Source organism: Cupriavidus sp. GW822-FHT02D05 (assembly GCF_058802485.1).
In genome coordinates this window covers 203192-226688 of sequence record NZ_JBXAOE010000009.1, presented here as the reverse complement: position 1 = coordinate 226688, position 23497 = coordinate 203192, and the positions used below count along the sequence as shown (strand labels likewise).

General features: G+C 62.0%; 25 protein-coding genes and 1 pseudogene. 6 read left to right on the top strand and 20 right to left on the bottom strand.

Features of this window, described 5'->3' with window-relative positions; all coding sequences use genetic code 11:
• Positions 1 to 838: 838 nt before the first annotated feature.
• Complete coding sequence (locus AC1RQK_RS14440; protein WP_492809468.1) at positions 839 to 1042, top strand: hypothetical protein; 204 nt, start codon at positions 839 to 841, stop codon at positions 1040 to 1042.
• Positions 1043 to 1087: 45 nt separating this feature from the next.
• Here the strand turns inward: AC1RQK_RS14440 and AC1RQK_RS14435 are convergent, their stop codons facing one another.
• The 3 genes from AC1RQK_RS14435 to AC1RQK_RS14425 all read right to left on the bottom strand — a co-directional run bounded on the left by AC1RQK_RS14435 (position 1088) and on the right by AC1RQK_RS14425 (position 3855).
• On the bottom strand, positions 1088 to 1750 hold the full coding sequence (locus tag AC1RQK_RS14435) for a hypothetical protein (protein WP_492809467.1): 663 nt from the start codon (positions 1748 to 1750) through the stop codon (positions 1088 to 1090).
• 153 nt (positions 1751 to 1903) lie between these two features.
• Complete coding sequence (locus AC1RQK_RS14430; RefSeq protein WP_492809466.1) at positions 1904 to 2032, bottom strand: hypothetical protein; 129 nt, start codon at positions 2030 to 2032, stop codon at positions 1904 to 1906.
• A 242-nt stretch (positions 2033 to 2274) separates the two neighbouring features.
• Complete coding sequence (locus tag AC1RQK_RS14425) at positions 2275 to 3855, bottom strand: methyl-accepting chemotaxis protein (protein ID WP_492809543.1); 1581 nt, start codon at positions 3853 to 3855, stop codon at positions 2275 to 2277.
• A gap of 685 nt (positions 3856 to 4540) precedes the next feature.
• Between AC1RQK_RS14425 and AC1RQK_RS14420 the strand changes: the two genes are divergently transcribed.
• The gene (locus AC1RQK_RS14420; protein ID WP_492809542.1) at positions 4541 to 4822 is read left to right on the top strand and encodes a hypothetical protein; all 282 of its coding nucleotides are present in this window, start codon (positions 4541 to 4543) and stop codon (positions 4820 to 4822) included.
• 214 nt (positions 4823 to 5036) lie between these two features.
• Here the strand turns inward: AC1RQK_RS14420 and AC1RQK_RS14415 are convergent, their stop codons facing one another.
• From AC1RQK_RS14415 to AC1RQK_RS14395, 5 genes are all read right to left on the bottom strand, one after another.
• On the bottom strand, positions 5037 to 5462 hold the full coding sequence (locus AC1RQK_RS14415) for a transposase (protein WP_492809465.1): 426 nt from the start codon (positions 5460 to 5462) through the stop codon (positions 5037 to 5039).
• A gap of 237 nt (positions 5463 to 5699) precedes the next feature.
• A complete protein-coding gene (locus tag AC1RQK_RS14410) occupies positions 5700 to 6182 on the bottom strand; it encodes a hypothetical protein (RefSeq protein ID WP_492809464.1) in 483 nt (160 codons plus the stop codon).
• Positions 6183 to 6397: 215 nt separating this feature from the next.
• Positions 6398 to 6721, bottom strand: a complete 324-nt coding sequence (locus AC1RQK_RS14405) for an alternative oxidase (RefSeq protein WP_492809463.1) — start codon at positions 6719 to 6721, stop codon at positions 6398 to 6400.
• Between the two features lie 275 nt (positions 6722 to 6996).
• Entirely contained in the window at positions 6997 to 7269 is a 273-nt protein-coding gene (locus AC1RQK_RS14400) for a hypothetical protein (protein ID WP_492809462.1), read from the bottom strand.
• 431 nt (positions 7270 to 7700) lie between these two features.
• Positions 7701 to 7913, bottom strand: a complete 213-nt coding sequence (locus tag AC1RQK_RS14395) for a hypothetical protein (protein WP_492809461.1) — start codon at positions 7911 to 7913, stop codon at positions 7701 to 7703.
• Between the two features lie 378 nt (positions 7914 to 8291).
• Here AC1RQK_RS14395 and AC1RQK_RS14390 point away from each other — a divergent pair, with 378 nt between their 5' ends.
• Positions 8292 to 8414: a hypothetical protein gene (locus AC1RQK_RS14390; protein ID WP_492809460.1), complete on the top strand. Its 123-nt coding sequence runs from the start codon at positions 8292 to 8294 to the stop codon at positions 8412 to 8414.
• A 3-nt stretch (positions 8415 to 8417) separates the two neighbouring features.
• Positions 8418 to 8555, top strand: coding sequence for a hypothetical protein (locus AC1RQK_RS14385; protein WP_492809459.1), 138 nt, complete (start codon positions 8418 to 8420; stop codon positions 8553 to 8555).
• 583 nt (positions 8556 to 9138) lie between these two features.
• Here AC1RQK_RS14385 and AC1RQK_RS14380 read toward each other — a convergent pair.
• The 9 genes and pseudogenes from AC1RQK_RS14380 to AC1RQK_RS14340 form a co-directional block, all read right to left on the bottom strand.
• Positions 9139 to 9687 (bottom strand): annotated as a pseudogene (locus AC1RQK_RS14380) (beta-keto acid cleavage family enzyme); the annotation flags it as partial.
• 99 nt (positions 9688 to 9786) lie between these two features.
• A complete protein-coding gene (locus tag AC1RQK_RS14375; RefSeq protein ID WP_492809458.1) occupies positions 9787 to 10680 on the bottom strand; it encodes an alpha/beta fold hydrolase in 894 nt (297 codons plus the stop codon).
• Positions 10681 to 10717: 37 nt separating this feature from the next.
• On the bottom strand, positions 10718 to 11512 hold the full coding sequence (locus AC1RQK_RS14370; RefSeq protein WP_492809457.1) for a substrate-binding domain-containing protein: 795 nt from the start codon (positions 11510 to 11512) through the stop codon (positions 10718 to 10720).
• 36 nt (positions 11513 to 11548) lie between these two features.
• Positions 11549 to 12490, bottom strand: coding sequence for an SMP-30/gluconolactonase/LRE family protein (locus AC1RQK_RS14365; protein WP_492809456.1), 942 nt, complete (start codon positions 12488 to 12490; stop codon positions 11549 to 11551).
• A gap of 1 nt (position 12491) precedes the next feature.
• On the bottom strand, positions 12492 to 13787 hold the full coding sequence (locus tag AC1RQK_RS14360) for an MFS transporter (RefSeq protein WP_492809455.1): 1296 nt from the start codon (positions 13785 to 13787) through the stop codon (positions 12492 to 12494).
• Positions 13788 to 13799: 12 nt separating this feature from the next.
• Positions 13800 to 14624, bottom strand: a complete 825-nt coding sequence (locus AC1RQK_RS14355; protein ID WP_492809454.1) for an amidohydrolase family protein — start codon at positions 14622 to 14624, stop codon at positions 13800 to 13802.
• Positions 14625 to 14626: 2 nt separating this feature from the next.
• A complete protein-coding gene (locus tag AC1RQK_RS14350; RefSeq protein ID WP_492809541.1) occupies positions 14627 to 15451 on the bottom strand; it encodes an SDR family NAD(P)-dependent oxidoreductase in 825 nt (274 codons plus the stop codon).
• Between the two features lie 31 nt (positions 15452 to 15482).
• On the bottom strand, positions 15483 to 16043 hold the full coding sequence (locus tag AC1RQK_RS14345) for a carboxymuconolactone decarboxylase family protein (protein WP_492809453.1): 561 nt from the start codon (positions 16041 to 16043) through the stop codon (positions 15483 to 15485).
• Positions 16044 to 16062: 19 nt separating this feature from the next.
• Positions 16063 to 17373: a cation:dicarboxylate symporter family transporter gene (locus AC1RQK_RS14340; RefSeq protein ID WP_492809452.1), complete on the bottom strand. Its 1311-nt coding sequence runs from the start codon at positions 17371 to 17373 to the stop codon at positions 16063 to 16065.
• A gap of 357 nt (positions 17374 to 17730) precedes the next feature.
• Between AC1RQK_RS14340 and AC1RQK_RS14335 the strand changes: the two genes are divergently transcribed.
• Complete coding sequence (locus AC1RQK_RS14335; protein WP_492809451.1) at positions 17731 to 18672, top strand: LysR family transcriptional regulator; 942 nt, start codon at positions 17731 to 17733, stop codon at positions 18670 to 18672.
• Between the two features lie 736 nt (positions 18673 to 19408).
• On the opposite strand, the gene AC1RQK_RS14330 is transcribed toward AC1RQK_RS14335, so the two are convergent.
• The 3 genes from AC1RQK_RS14330 to AC1RQK_RS14320 are packed head-to-tail and all read right to left on the bottom strand — an operon-like array spanning position 19409 to position 22074.
• Entirely contained in the window at positions 19409 to 20641 is a 1233-nt protein-coding gene (locus AC1RQK_RS14330; protein WP_492809450.1) for an NAD(P)/FAD-dependent oxidoreductase, read from the bottom strand.
• Positions 20642 to 20645: 4 nt separating this feature from the next.
• Positions 20646 to 20954, bottom strand: coding sequence for a non-heme iron oxygenase ferredoxin subunit (locus AC1RQK_RS14325; protein WP_492809449.1), 309 nt, complete (start codon positions 20952 to 20954; stop codon positions 20646 to 20648).
• Positions 20955 to 20970: 16 nt separating this feature from the next.
• Positions 20971 to 22074 (bottom strand): fatty acid desaturase family protein, encoded by a 1104-nt coding sequence (locus tag AC1RQK_RS14320; RefSeq protein WP_492809448.1) that lies wholly within the window; start codon positions 22072 to 22074, stop codon positions 20971 to 20973.
• A gap of 168 nt (positions 22075 to 22242) precedes the next feature.
• Between AC1RQK_RS14320 and AC1RQK_RS14315 the strand changes: the two genes are divergently transcribed.
• Entirely contained in the window at positions 22243 to 23304 is a 1062-nt protein-coding gene (locus AC1RQK_RS14315) for a LacI family DNA-binding transcriptional regulator (protein WP_492809447.1), read from the top strand.
• Positions 23305 to 23497 lie beyond the last annotated feature (193 nt).

Here is a 23497-nt window from a genome sequence, read left to right as displayed (position 1 = left end):
CGGATAAATTCCATCGGACATCGCCGGCGCCCCCGTTAGGCCAGCCCGGGTTTGAAATTGGTGCGCGTCACCGGCGCCCGCCGCCTCGTGCTCGTCAAGCGGTGCGTCGGCGTGACTTCCGCCTGGGCACGCTCGGGCCACCGCAGCGCCGCCCCCAGTTCTGCCCTGCGCCGCCGGCCCCTCCGCTAGTGTCTGCAGCACCGCCAGCAACTGCCAACTGAGCTTGTCGCGCTCGGCCTGCAGCCGCGCTTGCGCCATCGCGAGTTCGGTCCGTAGGTCCGCCACCGCCTGCTGGCCCTCCTGCCGCAGCGTGCTCTCCTTGTCTATTTCGTGCGGCGCGCGGCGCTCCGTGGCGCTGGCCCGTTCCTGCGCCACCGCCACCTACTCGGGGGTGCGCTCGAGGTCCGCCGAGAACTGCGTATGCATCTCGCCCAGTTGCCGCTCGAGCGCCTCGATCTGGCACCGCCTTCCTCCTGGCGCGTCTACGTGGCGGCGTGGGCCTGGCGCTCGGCCTCTAGTTCCGCCTGCGCGCCGCGCGCGCTCGCTGGGCGACCTCGAGCCCGGCCTCTACGACAGCTTTCTCCTGCTCGGCCACGACCACTGCGGCGCGCGCCAAGTCGAGGGATGGCCGGGATTAGTCATATGAGTAGCTTCACATATTCGAGAATGCCGACCATCCCTCTATCCGGGTAGCGCGGAAACTGGCTTCGGGTCTAGGAAATGCTAAGTGGTAGGGAGCAATTCGAGGAATTCGAACGCTCCCCCAACATTGGGGGATCAAAGAACGCAGACCGGCCGTACACTGCTTCCAACGTGTGCACTGCACCATGAGGCCGCTATGAGCATCTCCCTGCTGGGCTTCCTCGTCTTCGAGGCGCTCTGGTTCTTCCCGTTCCGGAAGGTTTTCCGCACGGCTCGCTTCAAGTCGGGCTACGAGTATCTAGCCCTGATACCTATTTTTGGGCCTCTGGCCTGTGTCTGGATTCTCGCATTTAGGCCTTGGCCACTGAAGTCGAGACTGGTGCGCACGCTGACGCCCTAGATGAATAAAGCCACCCGAAGGTGGCCGTATTCTGGCGAATCGGTTCTACTGCGGTCGCTTTATCTGTGGAAGCGACTCTTGGAATCCGTGGAGCAAACAGCGGACGAGCGCCGGACCGTAATTGCTATCCGGACTATCTGGGATCTTCCATTCAAAGAAACCATCCTCGGAAAAGGTTGCGTTCCCCTGATCCTCGATCAGGATCACATGGAACGGAACCAGCCGCATCATCTCATCCGTGCCTAGAACGAAGCGCGAGAATTGGTACCGCCCCACGAGGTGTCCATCCCAGTTCGCAAAGCCGAACTGAGCATAAACGCGACCGAAGCTAGTATTGAGTTCGAAACTCTCTCTCTCATCACCCGGTAACGCTGGGCCTTCCACCCCGGAGCGGGCCAAGAATCCCTCTTGGGCGAGACATTCGCCCACGAACCTCATGAACCGCCTCGCCTGCGCGCGAAGCATCTCGGCGCGCATGGCATTTTTCCTGGCGGCGTCACCCTGCTCTTTTGTGGCGTCCATGTCAGCTGCATGATGGTGAAGTGATGGCCAGTCTCCGATGTGCTGGCTGTGTCGGCAATAGCCCTTCATGGGGGAATGTAGATCCCCGGATCGAGCTGGCGTGGCGAACCAATAGGTATAAAAATCCGACAAGAGCAACCTCGGCCCACCGCAGGCCTGCTCGCTCGCCCGTTCCAGTTCGGTCAAGATTAGGTACGTAGCACCACCAACTGACGGCCGGCTGCCTCCGGCTCCGCCCGGCCTCCATCGGGCCGCAAAGCTAGATCTTGCCCCGTGTCAGTCAATTCGCCCAACATCCGATTTCGTCGCTATGCGGCTTACACGTCAGCCAGAAGTTGATCAGCGCGCCACAAAGTGCCAGTCGATGTCCGTGCCCGGCCCGCAATGATATTCACCCGGCTCGACGCAACCGGCGAGCTGGAGCTTGGTCAAGGCTTGCCGGTAGCCCAGGACCATGCGTGGGTGCATCGACCCATGTCATTCCGGCCTCGGTCGCCTCGTGCGAGGTCAAAGATGACTTCGCGACGAAGTCTTGCTGCGTATCTGCCGTGGGATGGCGCACGGGTAAAGCGTACGCTTCCAGCAGCGTCAAGAAGTCCTGGGATGGAGGAGGAAGCCTTTGCAACTGTTTCCACGTCCGCGAGGATCCTGACAAGACACTCACCTCTGCGCGCGACGGTTTGGGCTTCTCGCACTCTGATCCAGCGAGCTCAATAGCCGCCAGCCCCCGCCAGCGCTACGCCGCCGGCAGGCAGCCGGAACGATGCCACCGCGGCCTTCAGCGCGTCAGCTTGTTCCGCCAGCGCCTGCGCTGCCGATGCTGCCTCCTCCACTAGGGCGGCATTCTGCTGGGTCACCTCGTCCATCTGGTTGACGGCTAAGCCGATCTGCTCGATACCCGTACTCTGCTCGTTGGAGGCTGCGCTGATCTCAGCCATGACGTTGGTGACTCGACGCACCGCTTGCACCACCTCGGTCATTGTAGAGCCGGCTTCGTCCACCTGATGGGCGCCGTTTTCCACTTGACTTACCGTGCTGCTGATCAGTTGCACGATCTCCTTTGCGGCCGACGCCGAGCGTTGGGCCAGCGCTCGGACCTCGCCCGCCACCACCGCAAAGCCGCGGCCCTGCTCGCCCGCGCGCGCTGCTTCCACGGCGGCATTTAGCGCCAGGATGTTGGTCTGGAAGGCAATGCCTTCGATCACGCCGGTGATCTCGCCAATCTTGCTGGAGGCGAGCCGGATGTCACCCATCGTATCTACCACGCGCCGCACGGCCTGCCCGCCGCGTGCAGCAAGGTCGGAGGCCTGTGCGGCCAGTGCATTGGCTTGCCGCGCGTTGTCGGCGTTCTGCTTCACGATGGAGGTCATCTGCTCCATGCTCGATGCGGTCTGCTCCAGGGCGCTGGCCTGTTCCTCGGTCCGCTGCGACAGGTCGAGGTTGCCTGCGGCGATCTGTTGGGTGGCACTGGCAATCGCGTCGCTGCCGCCGCGCATTGTGCGGATGGTGGCGATCAGGCCACGCTGCATTTCCTGCACGCCGCGCGCTAGCGCGCCCATCTCGTCCTGGCTGGTTACGGCGATGGTCTCTGTCAAGTTTCCGCGCGAGATCTCACCGAAGCTGCCCAGCATGCGTGCCATCGGCGCGGAAATGGCGCGCTGCAGGCCGATCGCGCAGCCGAGCGCTGCCGCGATGCCGATGCCAATGGCGCCCATTGCCAGCAGCAGAAAGCGCTGCGATCGCGCTGCAGCTTTGTCATACATGGCCTGGGCTTGCTCGCTCTGGTTGCGCTCAAGCGCATCCACGGCACCGGATAGCGCCACGAACAGCGGCGGGATAGTGATCATCACGGCCTTGTCGACGGCGGCGGGATCGCGGGCGCGGAGTGCGGCAACCAGCGGGTCGATGCCGTGGCGGAAGAACGTCTCGCGGTTCGTGGCGACCGTCGCCGACAGGTGCTTCTCCTCCTCGGACTTGGGCAGCGCCTGGTAGGCCTCCCATGCGGCCTCGGACTTGGCGCGATAGCCGAGCGCCTTGTCTACGATGCCGGACACATCGGCAGCATCAACGTGGAACGCCGCACGGTCCAGCGTAGTCCGCACAATAGCCGCACTCAGCTGCGACCTGGCAACGAAGACGGTGGATGCCATCTGGTTGGAGTGGATTTCCTTGATGTCTGCACTGGAGGCCTGCATGCCGACGATCCCGATCAGGCCGATGACGACCAGTAGCGCAGCCAATAGTGTCAGGGCGGCGTTGAGCCGGATGCGAATAGAGAGCTTGTGGAACATGACGAACCATCTGTACTTGGATGCTGTCGTTAACGGCGACGCCAGCGATCGACTGAAGCACTGACTGTGGAATGTGCCCGGCATCGTCCCTGCCAACGGCCAGCGATGGGCGCCGGCGCCGCGCAGTCGCCACAAAGTGCCGAATGACAGACTCCGCATACCGGTCAGCGGCGTCGGGGCGATTCGCCAACCACCACACAGTTCATACGTGGCGTATTCTCGAATGGATTCATCCAAAATCCGCCCGCCCTCTTCACGTTGCAACAGAATCCGTAAAGCGCGTCTTGGCGTGAAATCGAGGCATCCAAAGTAAGTTCGCATCGTCTCAGATGCTCAAGTTGCTGCCCCCTCGGCCCACCTCATGCAAACTTCGCACGGTGTGGACGCGCTCGACGGCGTGCTCGCCTTGCTTGCGGCATTCCATGTCTGAACCTGAGCGGCCGGAAACTTCGAAAGACTATCCTCACTCTCGATCTCGACGCATCGATATCAACGCATCAAAATCAGCTTCAACATCAACAAGACGTTACAAAGCACTCCCTGCCCCTTCGTCATCGTCGCCCGGTTCCGCGGCGTTACTGAATCATGCGCGGCCAATCCTGCCGGGCATCAACAAGTAAGGGAGCTCACGGTGTTTACTCGCAAACTGATCGGAAGTGTGGCAATCGCCGTTCTGGCGGCAGGCATGGCTGGTGGCGCAATGGCAAACGATACCCAGTGGCAGAAGAATCACCCGCGTCGCGAGCAGGTCAACGGGCGTCTTGCCAACCAGAATGCTCGTATCCACCAAGAGGTCAAGGAAGGTGAAATGTCCCGCGGCCAGGCAGCCAAGCTGCACAGAGAAGATCACCAGATCCGCGCCGAAGAACGCACCATGGCAAGCCATGACGGAAGCCACATTACCCGTGCCGACCAGCGCGCCCTTAACCAGCAGGAAAACGCAGTGAGCAGGCAGATTGGCCGTTGATTGATCGCTAAGGATTCGCGTTCTGATATCACTGCTTGCCAGGCAGGAATCAAGAAGCAAGCCGACGACCCAGTCGTCAAGCCCGCCGCTCGGCGGGCTTTTTTTAGGTTCTGTCGCAGTAAGAGACCATTTGATGTGCGACACGTGTCGCTGGCCGCCGCGCGTTAAGCGGCATGCTGAAAGAATGGCAAAGCGCTTTCTTGCCTTGTCACATTCAACAACCGAGACATTGGAGATTAAAGCCGTGACCTGCTGTACGACCAGCAGTTGCGACGACAATGGCGGCTGCGGCTACAGCGCGCGAACAGGCACTGGCCCGGGCACGGTTGGCCGCGCCGGCTCCATCTGCGGGCCGACACCGTGAACCTCCACAACCGGAATGAACGCCGCCGGTGCATTTTCGATGACGTCCATCGTGCCAGCAGCGTTTTTTCTGTTCCGCCTTGTATTGCTCAATCCAGCGGCGCAACTGGTTCGCGTTCACCCCGGCCTTGATTGCCATGCTGGCCACCGATACCCCCGGCTGCAGGCAAGCTTCAACTAACCGCCGCTTGTTGTCGCCTTTGGCAAGGCTGCGCTTGCCGTTGGCGCCGACGTTGATCACCCGCAGCGGCAAGAAATCCAAATCGATCTGGCCCATGACTTGTGTCCACTAAAAACAGTGGATACAATCCTGCGCCGTCTAGGCTTCCGACGCTATGTCTGGCAAGTTTCGCGCTTACGATGCAGTCGTGCAGGCCGCAGCGCGTCGCCTCGCACAAGGCGCCGGTCTGCTGCTAGGCAACACCAGGATGCCGAGGCAGATGCGGACGGTTCCTGGCTGCCCAAAGAACGTGCTGATGACGATCCTGTCAGATCATGCCTGGCACGCTCAACTTTAGCCGTGGCGCGTCGTGTCTAAGCCGTTCGTTGCCCAGTCGATGTCCCGTTTCTTGGCGCTCACGCGAAAGCTACCTGTTTGGATGAAATAGCCATCTGGCACCGGGAAGCAGTGCGACCAGTGGTCGGTCCCATTTTTTCCGTTTTCAGAAGGCACTACCAGCGTCACGTGGTCATTATCGAAGAAGAACCCAACGAACTCCTGCAGCGTAAGTGGCGTCTCACGCTCGACGAGAGCCACGCCGCGTTCCTTTCGCTCCATCTTGTGGTGGCCGCGTGGAACCCCCTTGGCATCGCCGGTCGCTCGGATGCTTTTGACTGCTTCCAGCGAAATATGAGTGACGTGCCACTGCTTGATTTCGAGGGCCAACTCTTCCAGACCCCGCCGCTTGAACTGGGTCCTGAAGGGCGTTTCGAAGAGGGCGAGGTAGGCGTTATACAGGTCGTCATCCGGCGCATTCGACGGGGCTCGCACTTTCATTTTTCTGCTTCCCCGTGAGGCACGATGCGTGTCGCGGCATTATGCCGGGTTACGGCGCGTGCGGCGATCCATCGGCGCCGGTGTGGGGGCGAGCCTATACAGGACGAGAGTGATTGGGATTGTCGCCGGCTAGCCGGCTTGAGGGATACCCTCAATTGCAGCTAGCAAAAGGCCCGCCGTTTAAAGGCGGGCATCTCTTTGTCATGGGGCTCTGCTTACTCAGCTTGACTGAAAGTTACCCCGGTTGTGAGGGCGTTGGCGAAGCCGTGGTTGACATCACGGTGACCGACCTCGTCGGCGCGCACTGCCACCACCACGTCACGAAGGCGGGCATTAGTCGGCAGGTTCCAGTATTCGATCGCGAAGGCTGGGGCGGAAACGTTCTCGACGCGACCAGCATCGATTTCGGTTAGGTAGAGGGTGTAGCTGATCACCGCTTGTTCTTCGAAATATCCAACCAGCCGCTGCGCGGTCCGGGCGGACGCTCCGGATGGCATCCCCACAATAGGGAAGACGTGTGGCGACAGCAATTTCCGCAAGGTCGCCTAGGGCCCGGGTGATTTGGAGGCTCGTCCTGGACGCTACCGGTCGGAAGTGGCGACTTTGGCCGATGAGCGAACGATCTATTCGCCGGGCAGATTAGCACCGCACCGGCGGCTCGCGATCGGTCCTCGTCGTCACTGCGGCTAGCGCCGGCGCGATCGCCAACACGCCCAGAAACCAGCGCCTCAGCCCCTAAACGTGCCGTGGTCGACGCGGCCTTACCACTCTCCCCGACGGTAATTCGATACCCATCGATACATGCCCATGATGTTCAAGGTCTGCATCGTGTCGAAGCGATCCACCGTTTTACCTCCTCGCTGAAACGGACGTTTCGATAGAGTTGACCCCAAGACTGCCCTGCCCGCACCAGATCCAGTACCTGCCGATGGAGATCGACCAGATAGGCTCGTAGGGTCATCTCGTCGGCCTTAGTAGCAGGAGAATAGTGACCGACATTGATGATGTCCACATCTTGCTGCGCCACCCAATCGAGCGTCTCAATCCAACCGTCATAGTAGAAATCGAGGAAGTCGTTGTAGGGCATCGATTTGCTTTCACAGATATCGGTGCACTGCAATGCAAGGGACCGTCGGCGGGGTAGGCGTCCGGATTGTCCCGGTCGAAGCCAACCATAGCCGCCAAGACGTCGAACCAATCCCTGCCCTGACATCCGAGCTCCAGCGAGTATTCGAAGCGTAGCTCGTAGGTGTAGATGGATGAACCCTTCAGTTCGTGCGGCGCGTGACCACGACGGGCCACTTCATGGCTGTGGATATACGTCGCGTTTTTCAGCCTGCGCCCGGTCTTCGGATCTACCCACAAGCCGAGCGGCCTTGAAACCTGCGGGCCGCGGGAGAGGCGGTACCCGAGCCGAGACAAGCGGGAATGTTGCGCCGTGGCCTTCGCAGAACGCAATCGTACCTGTCCATGGCTCTGCATCGCCGCATCCGTCCGTCGCAGCCTCCGGCACGTTCATCACATGCACAGGCGCAGCCACACCTCCTGCAGGCTGTCGCGCGCCGTATCGGGGCAACAAACATGGCGCGTCAGACGTCGACGGAGCTGGTCATAGTTCAATACCAGGAAGTCGCGCAGGACGACCCCGGACTCACCGGCATGGGAGGCCGCACCGGTCGCGTCGCCAGTTGTCCCGAGAGCCTTGATGCAATGCCGAATGCTCGTATCCATAAGACGTCTATCCCCGTGTTCCACTACGAAGTCCTTAACCGCACAGGTGATTCCAGCGCGAACGCTCCCGCCTCGACGACGTAATGCCGAACGCTGAGAGGAGTTGGAGAAGGCGATGCCACGATAAACGCGGATGCCGCTGGATCAGCCGCTACCGGATCTGTTTCAGATTGCGGCGCTCGTCGTCGGTCAGTCGCTCCAGTTGGCCGACGACACGCAGCCGCCTGCCAGGGACCCGGCACTTCCAGCGGCTGATGGCACGCGTGGAGCCCGGTGATCCGGCGGCTCTGTTGGCTCCGACTGACCTCAACCGCGGCCGGGCTGGTTCCCGGGGCATGGTGACTGTGGACGCGGACAACTACGGAACTGGAGCATTGCATGAACAAGGACGTATCCCAAGCCGTCAAGCTTGAACGCCTGTCGGACCACATCGCCGTTGTCACCATCAACCGGCCCGAGGCCCGCAATGCCGTCAATGGCCCCGTGGCATCCGGGATCTAGGCCGTGGTCGACGAGGTCGAGGCCGACGATGACATTTGGGTTGTCGTGCTGATCAGCGCCGGGCAGGACGCCTTCTGCGCCGGTGCCGACCTGAAGGAAATCGCAGCCAGTCGTGGCTGGAAACCAGCTTTTGCTATCTGAAGCTGGCCATGCCAGCGGAGAAGGCCAAGGGAACTATCCCCTTCCTGGGCGCCAATGTCGTCGCGCTGGTCCTGGTCATCCTCATTCCGGGCATCGCACTCGGGCTTGTAGGATTGATGCGCTAGTCGGAGCCGTGCAAGACTATTGCCGGCGCGTTGACCCCTGAAGCGCCAAACCGGTGAGGTACACGAAACGTCAACCGCAGACTGACGCTCGGGCAGTTGCGGTCGATGGCCGGTTAGGGCGGTGAAGGGCGCTTGCCGGCCAATTTGAGGCGCCCACGGGCGCCCTACTGGGCGGCCGAGTCGGAAGGGGCCGGTCGGCACCTCGCTTGATGGGTTCGGACTTCGGAATCGGATTGGTCACTTGTTCCCCACCGCTGATCTGTCTGAGTGGTTTTTACCAGATAGCTACCAGCTATCCTTTGGCACCGTAGCCTGGCCCCACCCTGAGCCAGACTCGGCCGTCTCCGGCCAGCACCACTGGCCCAACAACAACCCGTCAGGATCGCCTCGACCGTGCGCACACTGCACGTCCGTGCCGACATTTGAAAATGGGCCTTCCAGCCACATCAGAATGTCCTCTGGCGGTCCACCGGCATCGCGTTCATGATCCCCATATCGAACTGGATATGCAGCGCGCCGTGGATCTGGCCGGCCTTCTGCATCGCCACGGCTAGGAAGATCATCGAGAGGTCAAAGGCCTCCACCTCGGGCTTGACGCCGTAGGCCTTCATCTCGGCGGCGAGCCAGTCGACCAGGTCGGGGGGATTGTCGTAGACGCGTGTCGGGAAGTTGACCGAGCCCGTGGCCAGCGAGGCCATATCGGGACGCAGGGAGATCATTCCGCCCCGCTCCCGGCCGGCGCCGGAACGGCCGCCGGTGGAGACCTGGGTGATGATGCCGGGCGCGTATTTCCGGATGCCCTCCAGCACACGGGCAAAGCGGTCAGGGTCGGACGATGGCGTCTCATCGTCGTTGCGCACGTGCAGGTGGACGAGCGTGGCGCCGGCCTCGAACGCAGCCTGGGTGGACTCGATCTGTTCGGTCACCGTGATCGGCACGGCCGGATTGTCTTTCTTGCGCGGCAGCGAGCCGGTGATGGCGACGGAGAGGATGCAAGGATGTGTCATGACGAGGAACTTCAGGAGAACGAAGCAAGTTTGGCTGGTCTGCAGCCGGCTGCGAATTACGCTACCGGGAAGCGCGCCAGCGAGCTTCCCGATTACGGGCTATTGAGGGGTCGAATACACGCGGCGTGCGAAAGCCGCGATCGCATCGGCCATTGCTTTGGGCTGTTCCGGCGCCAAGGCATGTCCGGCGTTCGGAATGACCACCACCGTCACCCGGTCGCCCAGCATTGACTTCAGCACCTGCGAGAAGCGCCGGGGCGCCACCGCGTCATGTTCGGCCTGAAGGTCAAGGATCGGTGCCGTGCCCGCGGCAAAATACTCGTCCACAGGGGTCACATTCCGTGCATGCGATTCGGCTTCGTGCGTTGCCTCATGCCAGCCATCGAGCCACACCCGGGGATCGTTACCGGGCGCAAAGAAGGCTTCGCGCAGGTAGGCCAGACGCTGGGACTCCGGCAGCCGCATATCGCCAGCGCCATCGATGGCTTTACGCATCTCCGCACTGATCGGCTTCTCGGTTGAGCCGGGCGGTACCTTGCCGGCAGAGGCCCCGGCCAGCACTACGCCACGGACGAGTGCGGGGCGGTCCACAGCCAGTTGGCGTGCCGGGAAATTGCCCCATGCGTGTCCGACCACTACCGCCGGCCCGGCGTTTTCGTGCTCGATGACAGCCGCAACGTCAGCAGAGAAATCGTGCACGTTCAGATTTTCCATCGGTCCGCTGCTTTGGCCGATGCCACGCGGCTCGGGACGCAAGACCCGGAAGCCCTCGGCCGCAAGCTGCGCGGCGACCACATCGTAGTCGCGCCCAGAACGACCCAGCGATGGCAAGATGACGATGAGTGGACCCTTCCCTTCCCGCGTCACCTCTATCTGCACGTTGCGGTATTTCACAAGTTCGTGGTCGACCGGGGCGGCGCCGGTCGCCGCGTACGCGGAGAAGGAAAAGGCCGCTGCGACCAGGGCAGCACCGACAAGATTGACGAATTTCATGATTCAGACCTTGGACAAGAGAAACGGCGGATGGCGCTCAGGGGTGGATCGGATCGAGACCACTGCGGAGCAGCGCGGCGGTCACCGATGGCGACCGCAGGTATTCGATAAAGGCCTCCGCAGCCGCACGCTCATTGGCCCGCGCGGCAATTGCAGCGGCCACCACGTTGACCTTCTGGACAGCCGCAGGCAGCGGCCCGACGTACTGAATGCCAGGAATGGCGCGCAGCTCGCTGATCTGCTGAAGACCCAAATCGGCGTCGCCACGCTCCAGGGCATGGCCAACCAGTTCCCGCCCCTTGATCAGCACGCTCTTTCCCTTCATCTGCTCGGCGATGCCGAGCTCATTAAAGAGGGTTCCGGTGATGTACGTTCCACTGGCGCCTTCCGAAAATGCGACCGACTTCGCCGACAGCAGGGCCCGACGCAATTGCTCCACGGTCTGGATCGACGGCTTGTCGAGCCCTGCCCGTACCGCAACGCCAATGCCTGTCGAAGCCAGATCGATGCGTGATCCCGGATCGAACGCGCCGTGCTTGATCTGCTCGTCGAGTGCCGCGGCAATCATGAGGCAGACATCCATCGGCTCTCCATTCCTGATACGTATGGGCAACGCGTCCGGCGAGATGCCGTAGGACGGCCCCCAAGAAATGACCAGATGATGGCCCGTCTTCTGTTCAAAGGCCGGCACGACTTCCTTGAAGGCGGCCGAGAGCGCCCCCGTCGCAAGGACATGGACTTCGGCCCCCTGACTGCCGTGGACCAGTGCGCAAAGGGGGAGCACGCACAGCGCGCGAAGCGCCGCGCGCTGGATGATCCTGAATACTGGCATGACTTGTCTCCCTTGTATGAGGTGTAGGAATTAGGGCTAGGCGGCACCGCGCGTATTGACGTAGAGTGCGTACAGCGACGAGGTCGCCGCCATAAACAGGCGGTTTTGATGTCGACCACCGAAACACAGGTTTGCGCACCGCTCGGGCAAATCGATGTGTCCAAGTGCGATGCCATCGGGCGCGAAGACCCTCACGCCATCGAGCGCGGCGCTTCCGGTCCCCCAGCCGCACCAGAGGTTGCCATCGACATCCACGCGGAAACCGTCCGGCGTACCATCCCCCGCATCGATCAGCACACGCGGACGACGCAATGCCCTGCCATCGATGACATCGAACGCAAGAATGGTGCGGGGCCTGGCCCGCGATGCGACGACATAGAGCGTGCGTTCGTCCGGTGAGAGCGCCAGCCCGTTGGGACCCGGCACATCGTCTGCCACGCAGACCAGCGAGCCATCGCCGGGATCGAGGCGATAGATGCCGGCCGGCAACTGCGGCTCCGCGATTTGCCCCATGTAATCGCTCACAAGTCCAAAGGGCGGGTCGGTGAACCAGACCGCCCCGTCGCTGGCCACGATCACGTCGTTCGGCGAATTGAGCGCCTTGCCCCGGTAAGCACAGGCCAGTACCGTGGTGCTGCCGTCGTACTCGATCCGCGTGACGCGGCGCTCGCCGTGCTCGCAGACGATCAGACGCCCGACGCGATCTCGCGTCAGGCCGTTGGCCTTGCTCGCGGGCGAGCGATAGGCTGCCACCTCGCCAGTGACTTCATCCCAGCGCAGGATGCGGTCATTCGGCAGATCGGTCCAATACACGGCGCGTGCATCTCCGAACCAGACCGGCCCTTCGGCCCAACGCGCTCCGGTCCACAGGCGTTCGACCCGCGCGTGGGCCAGCCGGTAGCGCTCGAATCGCTCATCCAGGATGCGGATAGCCGGATCTGGCGTGCGCAGACTTGGCTGCCAGGAATCGATCGTCATGTCAGGCCTCCTCAATCTGGCGCTTCAGCACAACAGACAGCAGCGTGGCGAGCACGAGCATGGCGCCCATTCCGATCAACCCCGCCTTAAACGAACCGGTGACATCCCTCAGCCAGCCGACCATATAGGGGCCGACCAGACCGCCCAGACTACCCACCGAGTTGATGAATGCGAGGCCACCTGCAGCCGCCTCGCGGTCGAGGAACGTTGCCGGAATGCTGTAGAAGCACGTCCGCACCGACGACAGCCCAACCACCGCCACAGTCAGTCCAAGCATTGCCGGCATCAGCGCATCGGACGCCACGGATGCGAAGAACCCGATCGCCGCCAGCCCGCACGTCAGGATCAGATGCTTCACATAGCGGCGCCGGCGGGCCAGCACCCGTGCCCATGCCAGCATGGCGAGACTGCCGATGGCATAAGGGAGTGCCGTAGCCAGGCCAACCTGGGTATCCGAAAGCTGGTGGCCCTTCAGGATGGTCGGCATCCAGACACCGATCCCAAGAATCCCGATGATGTAACTGAACAGGATCGCGGCCAGCAGCCACACGCGCTTGTCCTTGAGCGACTTTCCGAAGTGGCGCTCAAGCGCCGGCTTCCGATCGCGCTCCAGCGCGGCTGTCAACGAGGCTTTTTCTGCCTCCGAAAGCCACGCTGCGCGCTCAGGTCCATCCGCGAGCATGCGCAGGCACAACAGTCCCATAACGCATGCCGGCAAGCCTTGCAGGATAAAGAGCCATTGCCAGCCGTGGACACCCAACCATCCGTCAAGCTTCAGCATCGACACGGACAGCGGACCGCTGAAGACCGATGACAGCGGAATGGCGGCCAGAAACCACCCCATCATTCGGGTCCGATACTGCGACGGGAACCACAGCGTCAGGTAGAAGATGACCCCGGGAAAGAAGCCAGCTTCACCAATTCCGGCAAGCAAGCGAATCAGAGCATAGCTGGTCGGCCCCACCGCCAGGCTCGTCGCTGCGGCGAACAGACCCCATGTGATCATGATGCGCGCCAGCCATCGGCGTGCGCCGTAGCGATATAGCGCAAGATTGCTTGGGACCTCGAACAGGCAATAGCCAACGTAGAAAATTCCGGCCGCGAAGCCGAACTGCGACGCGCTCAGCCCCAGGTCATGGTTCATCGTCAGCGCTGCGAAGCCGACGTTGGTGCGATCCAGGTAATTGATGAAGTAAGCCACAGCGAGCAGCGGCACCAGCCGCCAGGCAGCCTTCTTGCAAGCGCGCTGCTCGGCAGTATCATGCTCGGGCGTGACGTCAAGTGTTGATGCATGCATGGAACACCTCGGTCAGAAGTACAGGCGCTGGGGGTTATGGATGAGCACCGCCTCCGCAAGCGTCTGGACACCGCACACTTCGCGCACGAAGTCCAGCAGGTCGCCGTCGTCCGGGGTGTCACCCTGGATGTTCGGATGCGGCCAGTCCGTCCCCCAGATCGCGCGCTCGGGCGCGGCATGCAGCAGGCGACGGGCCAGCGGCAGGGCGGCGTTCCACGGTGGAGCAGCCCCCTGCATCAGGCGATCGACACCCGAGAGCTTGATCCAGCGCAGCGGATGCCGCAGGTGTCCCTCGAGCGACCGTACCTTAGCTTCGTCAAGCGGCGCGGTAGCATCCTGCCGGGCCATGTGGTCGATCACCAGCGCCGTATCCAGGTCTTTCCACTCCTCCAGCACAGGCAGGAGCTGGTCGAGTCGCCCGTGCAACAACACGTGCCAGCCCAACGACGCGATCCGCTCGGCGAGCACGCGCAGCCGATCGAGGTCCCGGTCCCCCGGCAGATGCCCCATGAAGTTGAATCGGATGCCCCGCACCCCCCCGTCGTGGAGCGCCCGCAACTCGTCATCCGTCGTGGCATGGTCCAGCAGCGCGATGCCGCGATACCGGCCGCCCGAAATTGCCAGGGCCGCCAGCAACGCACTGTGGTCGTTCCGGTAGCACGCCGCCTGGACCAGCACGCCATGCGTAATCCCGAGCCGTGCATGGACGGCCAGGAGCCGCTCCATCGGCGCCTCGGCCGGCTGGTAGGCCGCATCGCCGGGGAGTGGATGGATCTCCCACGGGCCATAGATATGGGTGTGGCAGTCCCACAGACCGCCGTTCAGTTGCGCCTGCATGGTCAATCGCAGCGCGCAATCATGCCGCCGTCAACCACCACTTCCGTGCCGGTGATGAAGCGTGCCTCATCGGAAGCAAGGAACAGCGCCGCGTTGGCGGTATCGCGGCCATCTCCCATGAAGCCGAGCGGGATGCGTGCCACACGGCTTTCCAGAAGCTTGTCGACATCACCGCCAAAGCGCTGGCCGGCAAGACGCGCCTCAACCATCGGCGTGTGCAACTGACCAGGTACGACAGTGTTGACCCGGATTCCCTTCTTGGCGTATTCCACCGCCACCACCCTGGAAAGATGGATGACCCCGGCCTTGCACGCCGCATAGGCCACTTGGGCCGATCCAGTCCAGCGCAGCCCCGAGGTCGAGGCGGTATTGACGATCGCGCCGCCACCAACACTTTCCATGGCCGGAATCACGTGCTTGCAGGTCAGGTACACGCTCTTCAGGTTGAAAGCGACCTGGGCATCCCACTTCTCTTCCGACAGATCAACCGGCCCGCCCGCCGCGGACCCGCCGACGTTATTCACGAGAATGTCGACACGTCCGTATTGTTCAACGCACGCATCCACCATGGTCTTCACCGCCGTGCTGTCGGTGACATCACATGTGTACGGCGTAACGTCGCCACCTGCGTCGCGCACCCGGCGCAGCGTTTCTTCCATCGCCTCCATGCTCTTGTCCACGGCGAAAACGCGTGCGCCAGCCATGGCGAACAGGACAGCGACAGCCCGGCCGTTGCCCCAGCCGGGCCCGATGCAGCCAGCGCCGGTCACGATTGCCACCTTGCCTTGCAGGCGGCCGGCGGACGAAGAAGTTGTCGAAGGGTTCATGGTATCCACGGTATTCACAGCAGGTTCCTTGTCAGAGAGTCGTTGGCAGTTCAGGCGTCGCACCGGCGGGCGGCGGAACATTGAAGACCTTGATGGTCATCGAGATGAGCGTGTAGTAGCCGGCAACGCCGACCAGGTCGACAACACCGTCCTGCCCGATCGCATCGACGAGCTCGGCGTAGAGGACATCATCCACGGCGCGCTGTGCATGAAGCTGGGCGAGAAACTCGTACACCAGTGCCTCGTCCCGCTGGGCGAACGGTGGCTCGGTGCCATCCCGGATCGCATCGATGACTGCCGGCGCAACGCCCGCCTCCAGGGCAAAGGGCTTGTGCGCGGCCCATTCATATTCGGCGAGCCAATGCCGGCCCATGAACAGGATCGTAAGTTCCGACAGGCGCGGCGGGAGGCTGCTGTCATAGCGACAGTACCGGCCCAACGCCTGGGCGCGGTCAGCCAGTTGCGGGCGATGCAACCAGACAGCGAGTGGTCCACGGACGCCCTTGCGCGGGCCGCTCGCGATGGCGTCGTACACCGTGCGCTGCGCCGCATCGAGAACTTCTGGGTTGAGGGGTGAAATACGTGGCTGCATGACAAGACCTTGGTGAAGTTCAGTTCGCTTTGGGTGCGGCAGTACTCGTTGCCGCGGTCGTATTCATTGATAGAAGAGGAGTTCGGACACGACCACCAGTCTCGCGGGTGAAGGCGTCTGCATCGAACGCCCCTTCCCAGCGCGCGATGGTAAATACAGCCATGGTGTTACCGACAACATTGACTAATGCCGTGGCGACGGCCATGACGCGGTCGATGCCGAACAACAGGCCCAAGCCGGCAAGGGGCAGGGAGTTCACGGATTGAAGCGTCGCAGCCAGCTTGACGAAGGCGCCGCCGGCAACGGTGGTACCGCCCTTGGAGGTCAGGCTCAGGATCGCCAGCAGCCCGAGCTGCTGCCAGAGCGAGAACGGCGTATCGGTCGCTTGCGCGATGAAGCCGATTGCAATCGCCATGTAGATCGACGTGCCATCCAGGTTGAAGCTGTAGCCGGCCGGCAGAACGAACCCCACCACGGCTTCATCGCAACCCGCGCGCTGGAACTTTTCGACCAGCCGCGGGAACGCGACCTCGCTCGAAGCCGTCCCGAAAATCAGGAGCAATTCTTCACGGATCAGCTTGAGGATCGAGAAATAGGGCAAGCCGATCATCCAACTGACCGAGCTCAGCACGCCAAACACGAAGATCAGCGACGCGGCGTAGTACAGCACAATCACCTTGAGCAGATACACGAGCGTCATGCCGCCATAGCTTCCGACTGCCGCCGCCATGGCGCCGAAGGCCCCGAGCGGCGCCAGCTTCATGATGAAGGCAAGCATCCGGAAAAGCACCGACTGGGCCTCGTCAAGGCCGCGGAGCAGCACGGATTCCGACCCCACCGAGAGATTCAGTGCCAAGCCCGCCAGAATGGAGATAATCAGCACCTGGACGATGTCGCCCTTGGCAAAAGCATCCACCAGCGTGTGCGGAATCAACCCCAGGATGTAGTCGATAGCGGAAATTCCACCTGCATTCGCTGTGGCCTTGACGGCATCAACGCTTTCGGCGAGGTTGGTTGCGTGCAGCCCGAGGCCGGGCTGGAATACATTGACCAGCACGAAGCCGAGGACCATTGCCACGGTGCTCAGTACTTCGAAGTACACAAGCGATTTCACGCCCATACGGCCCAGCATGCGCAAGTCACGGACATGGGCGAGACCCTGAACCAGAGTACAGAAAATGATGGGGGCAAGCATCATCTTCAGCAAAGCGATGAAGCCCTGCCCTAATGGCTTCATTGCGATCGCCCACTGAGGAGCAACAAGGCCGAGGATGACTGCACAGACGAGTCCGAACAGCACCTGGACGTGCAGTTTCTTGAAATGCTTCATTTGATTACGTCTCCTGTGCCCGGTGCAGTCTTACCAACCGCGAATGCTCTGCGGCGGTGTCACCGGGCCTTGTACAAAGTCAAAGGGCTCCCCGCTCGCCAAATGGCAAGGCGGAACTCTCGTGCAGCGGCGTTCCAGGAATGCTGGTTGCTCGCCCGGTTACGTCCGGGCAGGCCGCATGGCGGTGGCGGCTAGGGAAGGAATGAGGGTCGCAGGAGTGCGAAGGGCAACATGGATGTCTCCGACTGATCTTTTGAGTACTTCGTATCTGTCGGAAGCATAGATTGCTGCTATTCGCTTGACAAAGACCGTATAAACATACAAAGCTATGCCGTACAGGCATCGCTCATCGTACACATGGATATCCGCGAACTCAGAAGCTTCATACACGTTGCACGCGCCGGCAGCTTCAGTCGGGCCGCGGCCGAGCTTTACATTGCGCAACCAGCACTTAGCCGGCAGATAGCCAAACTGGAAACGGAGATTGGCGTTCCACTGCTTGTTCGCCATGGACGTGGCGCAAGAGTCACTGCCGCGGGATCGCGATTGCTCGAACGAGCGGAAATGATCACGCACATGCTTGCGGAGACCGGTGAGGCCGTTCGCGCCAGCGCCGATGAAGAACGGGGCCATCTGGCTGTGGGCCTACCACCGACTATTGGCCTGCTTGTCGGCGCCGAGTTAACTGAAGAATTCCGCGCCCGATGGCCGCGAGTTTCTCTGCACGTGCGCGAGGGATTGAGCAGTTCGCTGCAGGAATGGGTGCTTGACCGGCGCGTCGACCTGGCGGTGGTCTATAACCAGCCGCCGCTGGACGCATTCGACGTTCGGCCGCTATTCAACGAGCCGATGATTCTGGTTGGGCCACCGGGATCCGGTGCCAGCAAATCGGAGTTGCAAATCCGTGACCTGGCCGACATCCCCCTCATCCTGCCCGGCCTTCCCCACAGCAACCGGCGTCTGGTCGAGCAGGCGGCGATTCAGCACGGGGTGCGCTTGCGCGTGGCGCTCGAAGTGGATAGCGTTGCGCTAACGAAGCGGCTGGTCAAGGCTGGATTGGGGTACTCCATACTGACCTATGTTGCAATCCAGCAAGAGATCGAATCGGGAGAGTTGGTGGCGCACCGTATAGAGCGGCCAGCGATTCGCTCTACGGTCGCGATCACAACCCTGCGTGATCAGCCTCCCTCGCGCTTCGCAGAGGCATGGATGACAATGATGCGCGAGAAGCTACACGACTTCATCGCGAATGCCACCTGGAAATCAGACGTGGCGTGGCTGGACGATGGCGGTTCCTGAACGCGCGCACCGACTCGGAAGAGACGACATGCACAGATACATTGCTGCACCCGAATGACATTTCCAGATCGAGCATATCTGGTGAGCCTTGGTTGTTGGCCACACTCTCCGAACGTCGCAGTCGGCGGATCGCGCCCCAGTCAGCCAAGGCTGGCCGAATGGCCGTTGTAACTCCTGGCCGCACACCGGATGATCTGATCAGTTATCTCGCGCGGCAGCGCCAAAGCGATTGCCCGGAGGGAATCTGAACGCGGGCTTCGACGACCTGACGTCTGCCCCCTCTCCTGAAACCTAGGCCCAGGCACCAGAGAGGGAAGTCTCGCGCTTCACGCAGATCAAGCATCGAACGAAACCAGCGATTCGACTGCCCCACAGTCCCCCAAAAAAGGCACGTTCGTGCTGACATTTGAACCTAACTGGCGCGACAATTCAAGCCAACCTTGACATTTTCTGTCAGGGATAAATATTAACGTCGTACTTGAGCCAAATAGAAAAGTCGTACCCGTAGGCTAACGCGAGCGTGCTGGCGCTCTATCCGTTTGGATTGGAGCGCCAGCCATGCCGAAGCCCGAGATGGTCACCATGTCGATGCGCGAACTGGACCGGTTCAAGGTGATTCAGGCCCGCGCGCCGCAGCGTTTCGGGTCAGGCCGTCATATAGGGGAAAGTGTCACTACCCCAAGATCGCTAGTCCCTATGACGGCCATTCGAAATCGTCTACCATACTCTACCTCGTTTACAACAGACTTTTGAGCCTCACGCTTTCATCACTCAGCCGCTCAGGCGCAACCGCCGTGCCGCGATCGACCAGCATTCGTGCAAGCTTCATATCTTTCGCGAGACTGTTAACGGGACCGAAGCCACTCGCGCCCACAAGCGTGGCATTCGCATCAAAGTAAAAGTGGATTTCCGCATGGCAGGCCAGCGTCCGCGTGACCGATCGAGCAGCCAGTGCCGGCTCGCCGGTCACCTGCAGTTGATGATCATACTGATCGGACCAGAACCATGGCAATTCGCGATAGGCGTCCCGCCCGCCCAGCATGTTGCGTGCCGCCACGCGTGCCTGCGTCTCGGCGTTGTGCCAGGTCTCCTGCCGAATGTGTTGAGATGAAAAGCGGCTCGGAAACACCGCGACGTCCCCCGCCGCGAATATCCCGGGTACTGAAGTTTCGAGTTCCGAATCAACGACGATCCCGCGGTCGACTTCGATTCCAGACGTACGTGCGAGCTCGTCGGCCGGATCGATACCGATTCCGACGACGATCGTATCAGCTCGTGCGACGTCGCCGTTCTCGAGAAGTACGGCGAGTGTGCTGTCCGGCAGCCGCTCAATCGCGCGCAGCGAAACTCCCGTCTCGATACGCACGCCGTTGCGCTCATGAAGTGCGTGCACGCGCGCCGCTACCGACGGCGGAACGACTCTCGCGAGCAGCCGTGGCCCGCCTTCGACGATGGACACGTCGCAACCGCGCGATCGCGCCGACGCCGCAACTTCGAGTCCGATAAATCCGCCTCCGATCACGACTATTCGCGCGCCCGGAACGAAGCGCGGCGCGAGCGAGATCGCATCGTCGATCGTACGAAGCGTAAAGACGCAATCATCGGCCGCACCGGGGACGGATAGGCGTCGTGCACTGCCGCCCGTCGCGAGCAGCAGCGATTCGTATCCGATCGCCCTGCCGTCATGCAAATGCACAACGCGCTCGTCCGTATCAATCTCTTGCGCCATCGCAACAACATGCTCGACATTGGCGTCACGCCATGCTTCTTGCGATTGCAGTTGACATTGCGCAGCACTCTGCTCGCCCGTCAGCAACCCCTTGGACAACGGTGGCCGCTCGTACGGCAGATGCGATTCCGCGCCGATCAGCACGATCCCACCCTGCCAGCCATATTCTCGCAGCGCCTGCGCGGCGCGTCCGCCGACATGCCCCGCCCCGACGATCGCCATCACACGTTCGGATGCCATTGCGTCAGACCTCGATCAGAATTCGACCGCCCTCGACTTTCGTCGGATAGGTCCTGAGTTTCTCGCAGACCGGCGCGCCGAGCGGCCGGCCGTCGCGCACATCGAAGCGTCCGTTGTGTTTTGGGCATTCGATTACGTGTCCGATCACGAGTCCGTCGCCCAGATGAACGTGCTCGTGCGTGCACATCCCGTCGCTCGCATAGACCTCGCCGTCGACCCGGTAGATCGCGTAGGTCCGCTCCGCGTGATCGAAGCGCATTACGTCTTCTTCATCGATATCGTCCAATGCGATTGCGTCAATCCATTGACTCATGTTGCGTCTCCCTGGTTCATGTCGTTCGTTCGGTCGGCCGGAGATCGACCGCCTCGGGTATCGGTCGCGCAATCCGATATGAAGGATCGCGCGTCTGCCGCACGAGCGCTGGAATGATCTCGGCGTAGGCGGCAAGACTGCTCGGGTACGGCGGCGGCATATCCGCCCTCACGGTTTCATGCAGTTTCGGCAGCGCGTGAAACGGCACCATCGGAAACATGTGATGCTCGACGTGATAGTTCATGTTCCAATAGAGAAACCGGAACACCGGATTCATCATCACCGTGCGACAGTTCTCGCGATGATCCAGCACGTTCTCCGGCAAGCCCGCATGCTGCGTCAGGCCGAAGTACACGTACAGCCATGCACCGTAGAGGCTCGGCAAGCCGATATAGAGCAGCGGCAGAATCGACTGAAAATACATGCATGCGCCGATCACCACCCCATAAACGGCGAGGGAGATCCGGGCCTCGCGGAAAATCTTCGGCCATTCCGATTGCGGAATGTACGTCTTCTCGTCATCGCTAATGCGGCCCAACGTCGCCGACGCCATCTTGCGAAACTCGCCCGCGACATGCTTCAGCGCGATGACGCTCAGCGCGAGGCTCATCCAGTCGGTCGGCTTCTGCGCGCCAATTTCCGGGTCCCGGCCGACGATCAGCGTATCCGTGTGGTGGCGCGCATGACTCCAGCGCCAAACGGTCGCGCGCCGGAAGATCTGAAACGACGCGAGCTGATACAGTACGTCGTTCATCCAGCGCGTTCTGAACGCGGTTCCGTGTCCCGTCTCGTGCCAGCGCGAATCCGCCGGGCTGCAGTAAAGCGTGCCATACAGCAGGAATGCGGGAATCGCCCAGAGCGAATGGCGGTCCCACGCAAGCCACGCGAGCGCGCCGCTCGCGACGATCGCCGCATACCAAATCAGCGTGTCGCGAATTGCGAGCGCGTCATTTCGCTGCATCATCTGCTTCATGACCGGACGCGGCACCGGGCACTTGTACCAGTTCGCGTTTACGAGGCCTTCCGCTCGCGCAAACTCGCCTGCGCCACCGATGAGGCGATAGGCCTGACGTTGCGCGGCGGCCGATCCCGCAAAGGGGTGGACATTGCTGTCTGACACTTATGTCTCCTTGATTGAACTGAAGCGCCTCGAATGCAAGGCGTCGCGTGTGATCAGAATAAGCACCGGCCAGATCTCGCTCAACATTTATCTTGACGAAATTTCGTCATCTCTTTAGCGTGTCATTCTGAACACAATACGCGTCGAAGCGAAAGAACTGGAGGAGACATGGCCGGAGAGACGGCGCCCCGGTGGCGCAAGCGAACCGCGCGCTTCGCGGAAATCGCCGAATTAGCCGGCGTCAGCACAACGACGGTCGACCGAGTGTTGAACGAACGCGGTAGCGTATCGGCGCAAGCGCGCGAGCGCGTCGTCGTCGCGGCCCGGCAACTCGGCGTGCCGCGGATGCTGCCTGACACGCGGCACGGGCTAGTACACGTCGACGTGCTGCTGCCGGACACAGACGCGTTCTTCTTCAAGCGGCTGCAGCAAGCGCTGCAGCGCTCGCTGCAAATGCTCGACCGGCGCGTGGTCGTGCATCGGACGATCCTGCCGGCGGGCGACGACAGCCGGATCGCTGCGCTTATCGAGCGGCCCGCGTACCGGCGCGCGGCGATGATCGTCACGGCGCGCGACACCGCGCGCGTGCGCGATGCGCTGGCGCGCGCAATCGCGCGCGGCGAGACCGTCGTCACGATGGTCACCGACATCGGCGGCATCGCGCGCGTGCACTACGCGGGCATCGACAACTATCGCGCCGGCCATACAGCCGGCTACTACATCGGCCGCCTGCTGCACCGGCCCGGCCGGGTGCTGCTGCTGGGCGGGCAGATGGACTATCGGGCACACATGGACCGGATCGCCGGCTGCCGCGACCAGCTGACGCGGGCGTTTTCTGATCTCGTGCACGACGATCCGATTGAAACGCACGACCAGGACGATCGCTGCTACCGGGCCGTGACGAAAGCCCTGCAGAGGCACGACGATGTGGTCGGAATCTACAATAGCGGCGGGGGCTCGGTCGGTATCGAGTCGGCTCTGCGCAACTCAGGCGTGCTCGGCCGCGTCGTCTGGGTCGGGCACGAGATGCTCGACCTGCATCGCACCTACATAGAGGCGGGAGCGATGGACATCGCGATCGATCAGGACCCGGATGGACAGGTGATCTCCGCGTTGCAGCATTTGCTGCATGCCTGCGGCGTGGTCGAGGAGCCGCCACCGGACAACCCAGTCGAGTTTCGGGTGTTCTGCTCGGCGAACGTGCGAACCAGCCCTTACCTGCAAACCTGAGCCGCGCGTCCGCGTCTCATGCAGGCCGCTGCACGCATCAGGCGAAGCGGCCTGCCAAACGTAGCGACGCGTCCACACCGACGCCGCGATCCGGTGTCGCTCCCCGCTGCCGAAAAGTCGATCTTTATCTTGCCGATTTTTCGCCAACGCCACGCGTGCAGAGCATCGTCCGAGTCCGTACATTTGACAGCCA

What these genes read in the sequence shown, in the direction of transcription:
- AC1RQK_RS14440 (WP_492809468.1), top strand. Translation starts at nt 839, where the DNA reads ATGAGCATCTCCCTGCTGGGCTTCCTCGTCTTCGAGGCGCTCTGGTTC.
- AC1RQK_RS14430 (WP_492809466.1), bottom strand. Translation starts at nt 2,032, where the DNA reads ATGCACCCACGCATGGTCCTGGGCTACCGGCAAGCCTTGACCAAGCTC.
- AC1RQK_RS14425 (WP_492809543.1), bottom strand. Translation starts at nt 3,855, where the DNA reads ATGTTCCACAAGCTCTCTATTCGCATCCGGCTCAACGCCGCCCTGACA.
- AC1RQK_RS14420 (WP_492809542.1), top strand. Translation starts at nt 4,541, where the DNA reads ATGGCTGGTGGCGCAATGGCAAACGATACCCAGTGGCAGAAGAATCAC.
- AC1RQK_RS14415 (WP_492809465.1), bottom strand. Translation starts at nt 5,462, where the DNA reads ATGGGCCAGATCGATTTGGATTTCTTGCCGCTGCGGGTGATCAACGTC.
- AC1RQK_RS14410 (WP_492809464.1), bottom strand. Translation starts at nt 6,182, where the DNA reads ATGAAAGTGCGAGCCCCGTCGAATGCGCCGGATGACGACCTGTATAAC.
- AC1RQK_RS14400 (WP_492809462.1), bottom strand. Translation starts at nt 7,269, where the DNA reads ATGCCCTACAACGACTTCCTCGATTTCTACTATGACGGTTGGATTGAG.
- AC1RQK_RS14395 (WP_492809461.1), bottom strand. Translation starts at nt 7,913, where the DNA reads ATGGATACGAGCATTCGGCATTGCATCAAGGCTCTCGGGACAACTGGC.
- AC1RQK_RS14390 (WP_492809460.1), top strand. Translation starts at nt 8,292, where the DNA reads ATGAACAAGGACGTATCCCAAGCCGTCAAGCTTGAACGCCTGTCGGAC.
- AC1RQK_RS14375 (WP_492809458.1), bottom strand. Translation starts at nt 10,680, where the DNA reads ATGAAATTCGTCAATCTTGTCGGTGCTGCCCTGGTCGCAGCGGCCTTT.
- AC1RQK_RS14370 (WP_492809457.1), bottom strand. Translation starts at nt 11,512, where the DNA reads ATGCCAGTATTCAGGATCATCCAGCGCGCGGCGCTTCGCGCGCTGTGC.
- AC1RQK_RS14365 (WP_492809456.1), bottom strand. Translation starts at nt 12,490, where the DNA reads ATGACGATCGATTCCTGGCAGCCAAGTCTGCGCACGCCAGATCCGGCT.
- AC1RQK_RS14360 (WP_492809455.1), bottom strand. Translation starts at nt 13,787, where the DNA reads ATGCATGCATCAACACTTGACGTCACGCCCGAGCATGATACTGCCGAG.
- AC1RQK_RS14355 (WP_492809454.1), bottom strand. Translation starts at nt 14,624, where the DNA reads ATGCAGGCGCAACTGAACGGCGGTCTGTGGGACTGCCACACCCATATC.
- AC1RQK_RS14350 (WP_492809541.1), bottom strand. Translation starts at nt 15,451, where the DNA reads ATGAACCCTTCGACAACTTCTTCGTCCGCCGGCCGCCTGCAAGGCAAG.
- AC1RQK_RS14345 (WP_492809453.1), bottom strand. Translation starts at nt 16,043, where the DNA reads ATGCAGCCACGTATTTCACCCCTCAACCCAGAAGTTCTCGATGCGGCG.
- AC1RQK_RS14340 (WP_492809452.1), bottom strand. Translation starts at nt 17,373, where the DNA reads ATGAAGCATTTCAAGAAACTGCACGTCCAGGTGCTGTTCGGACTCGTC.
- AC1RQK_RS14335 (WP_492809451.1), top strand. Translation starts at nt 17,731, where the DNA reads ATGGATATCCGCGAACTCAGAAGCTTCATACACGTTGCACGCGCCGGC.
- AC1RQK_RS14330 (WP_492809450.1), bottom strand. Translation starts at nt 20,641, where the DNA reads ATGGCATCCGAACGTGTGATGGCGATCGTCGGGGCGGGGCATGTCGGC.
- AC1RQK_RS14325 (WP_492809449.1), bottom strand. Translation starts at nt 20,954, where the DNA reads ATGAGTCAATGGATTGACGCAATCGCATTGGACGATATCGATGAAGAA.
- AC1RQK_RS14315 (WP_492809447.1), top strand. Translation starts at nt 22,243, where the DNA reads ATGGCCGGAGAGACGGCGCCCCGGTGGCGCAAGCGAACCGCGCGCTTC.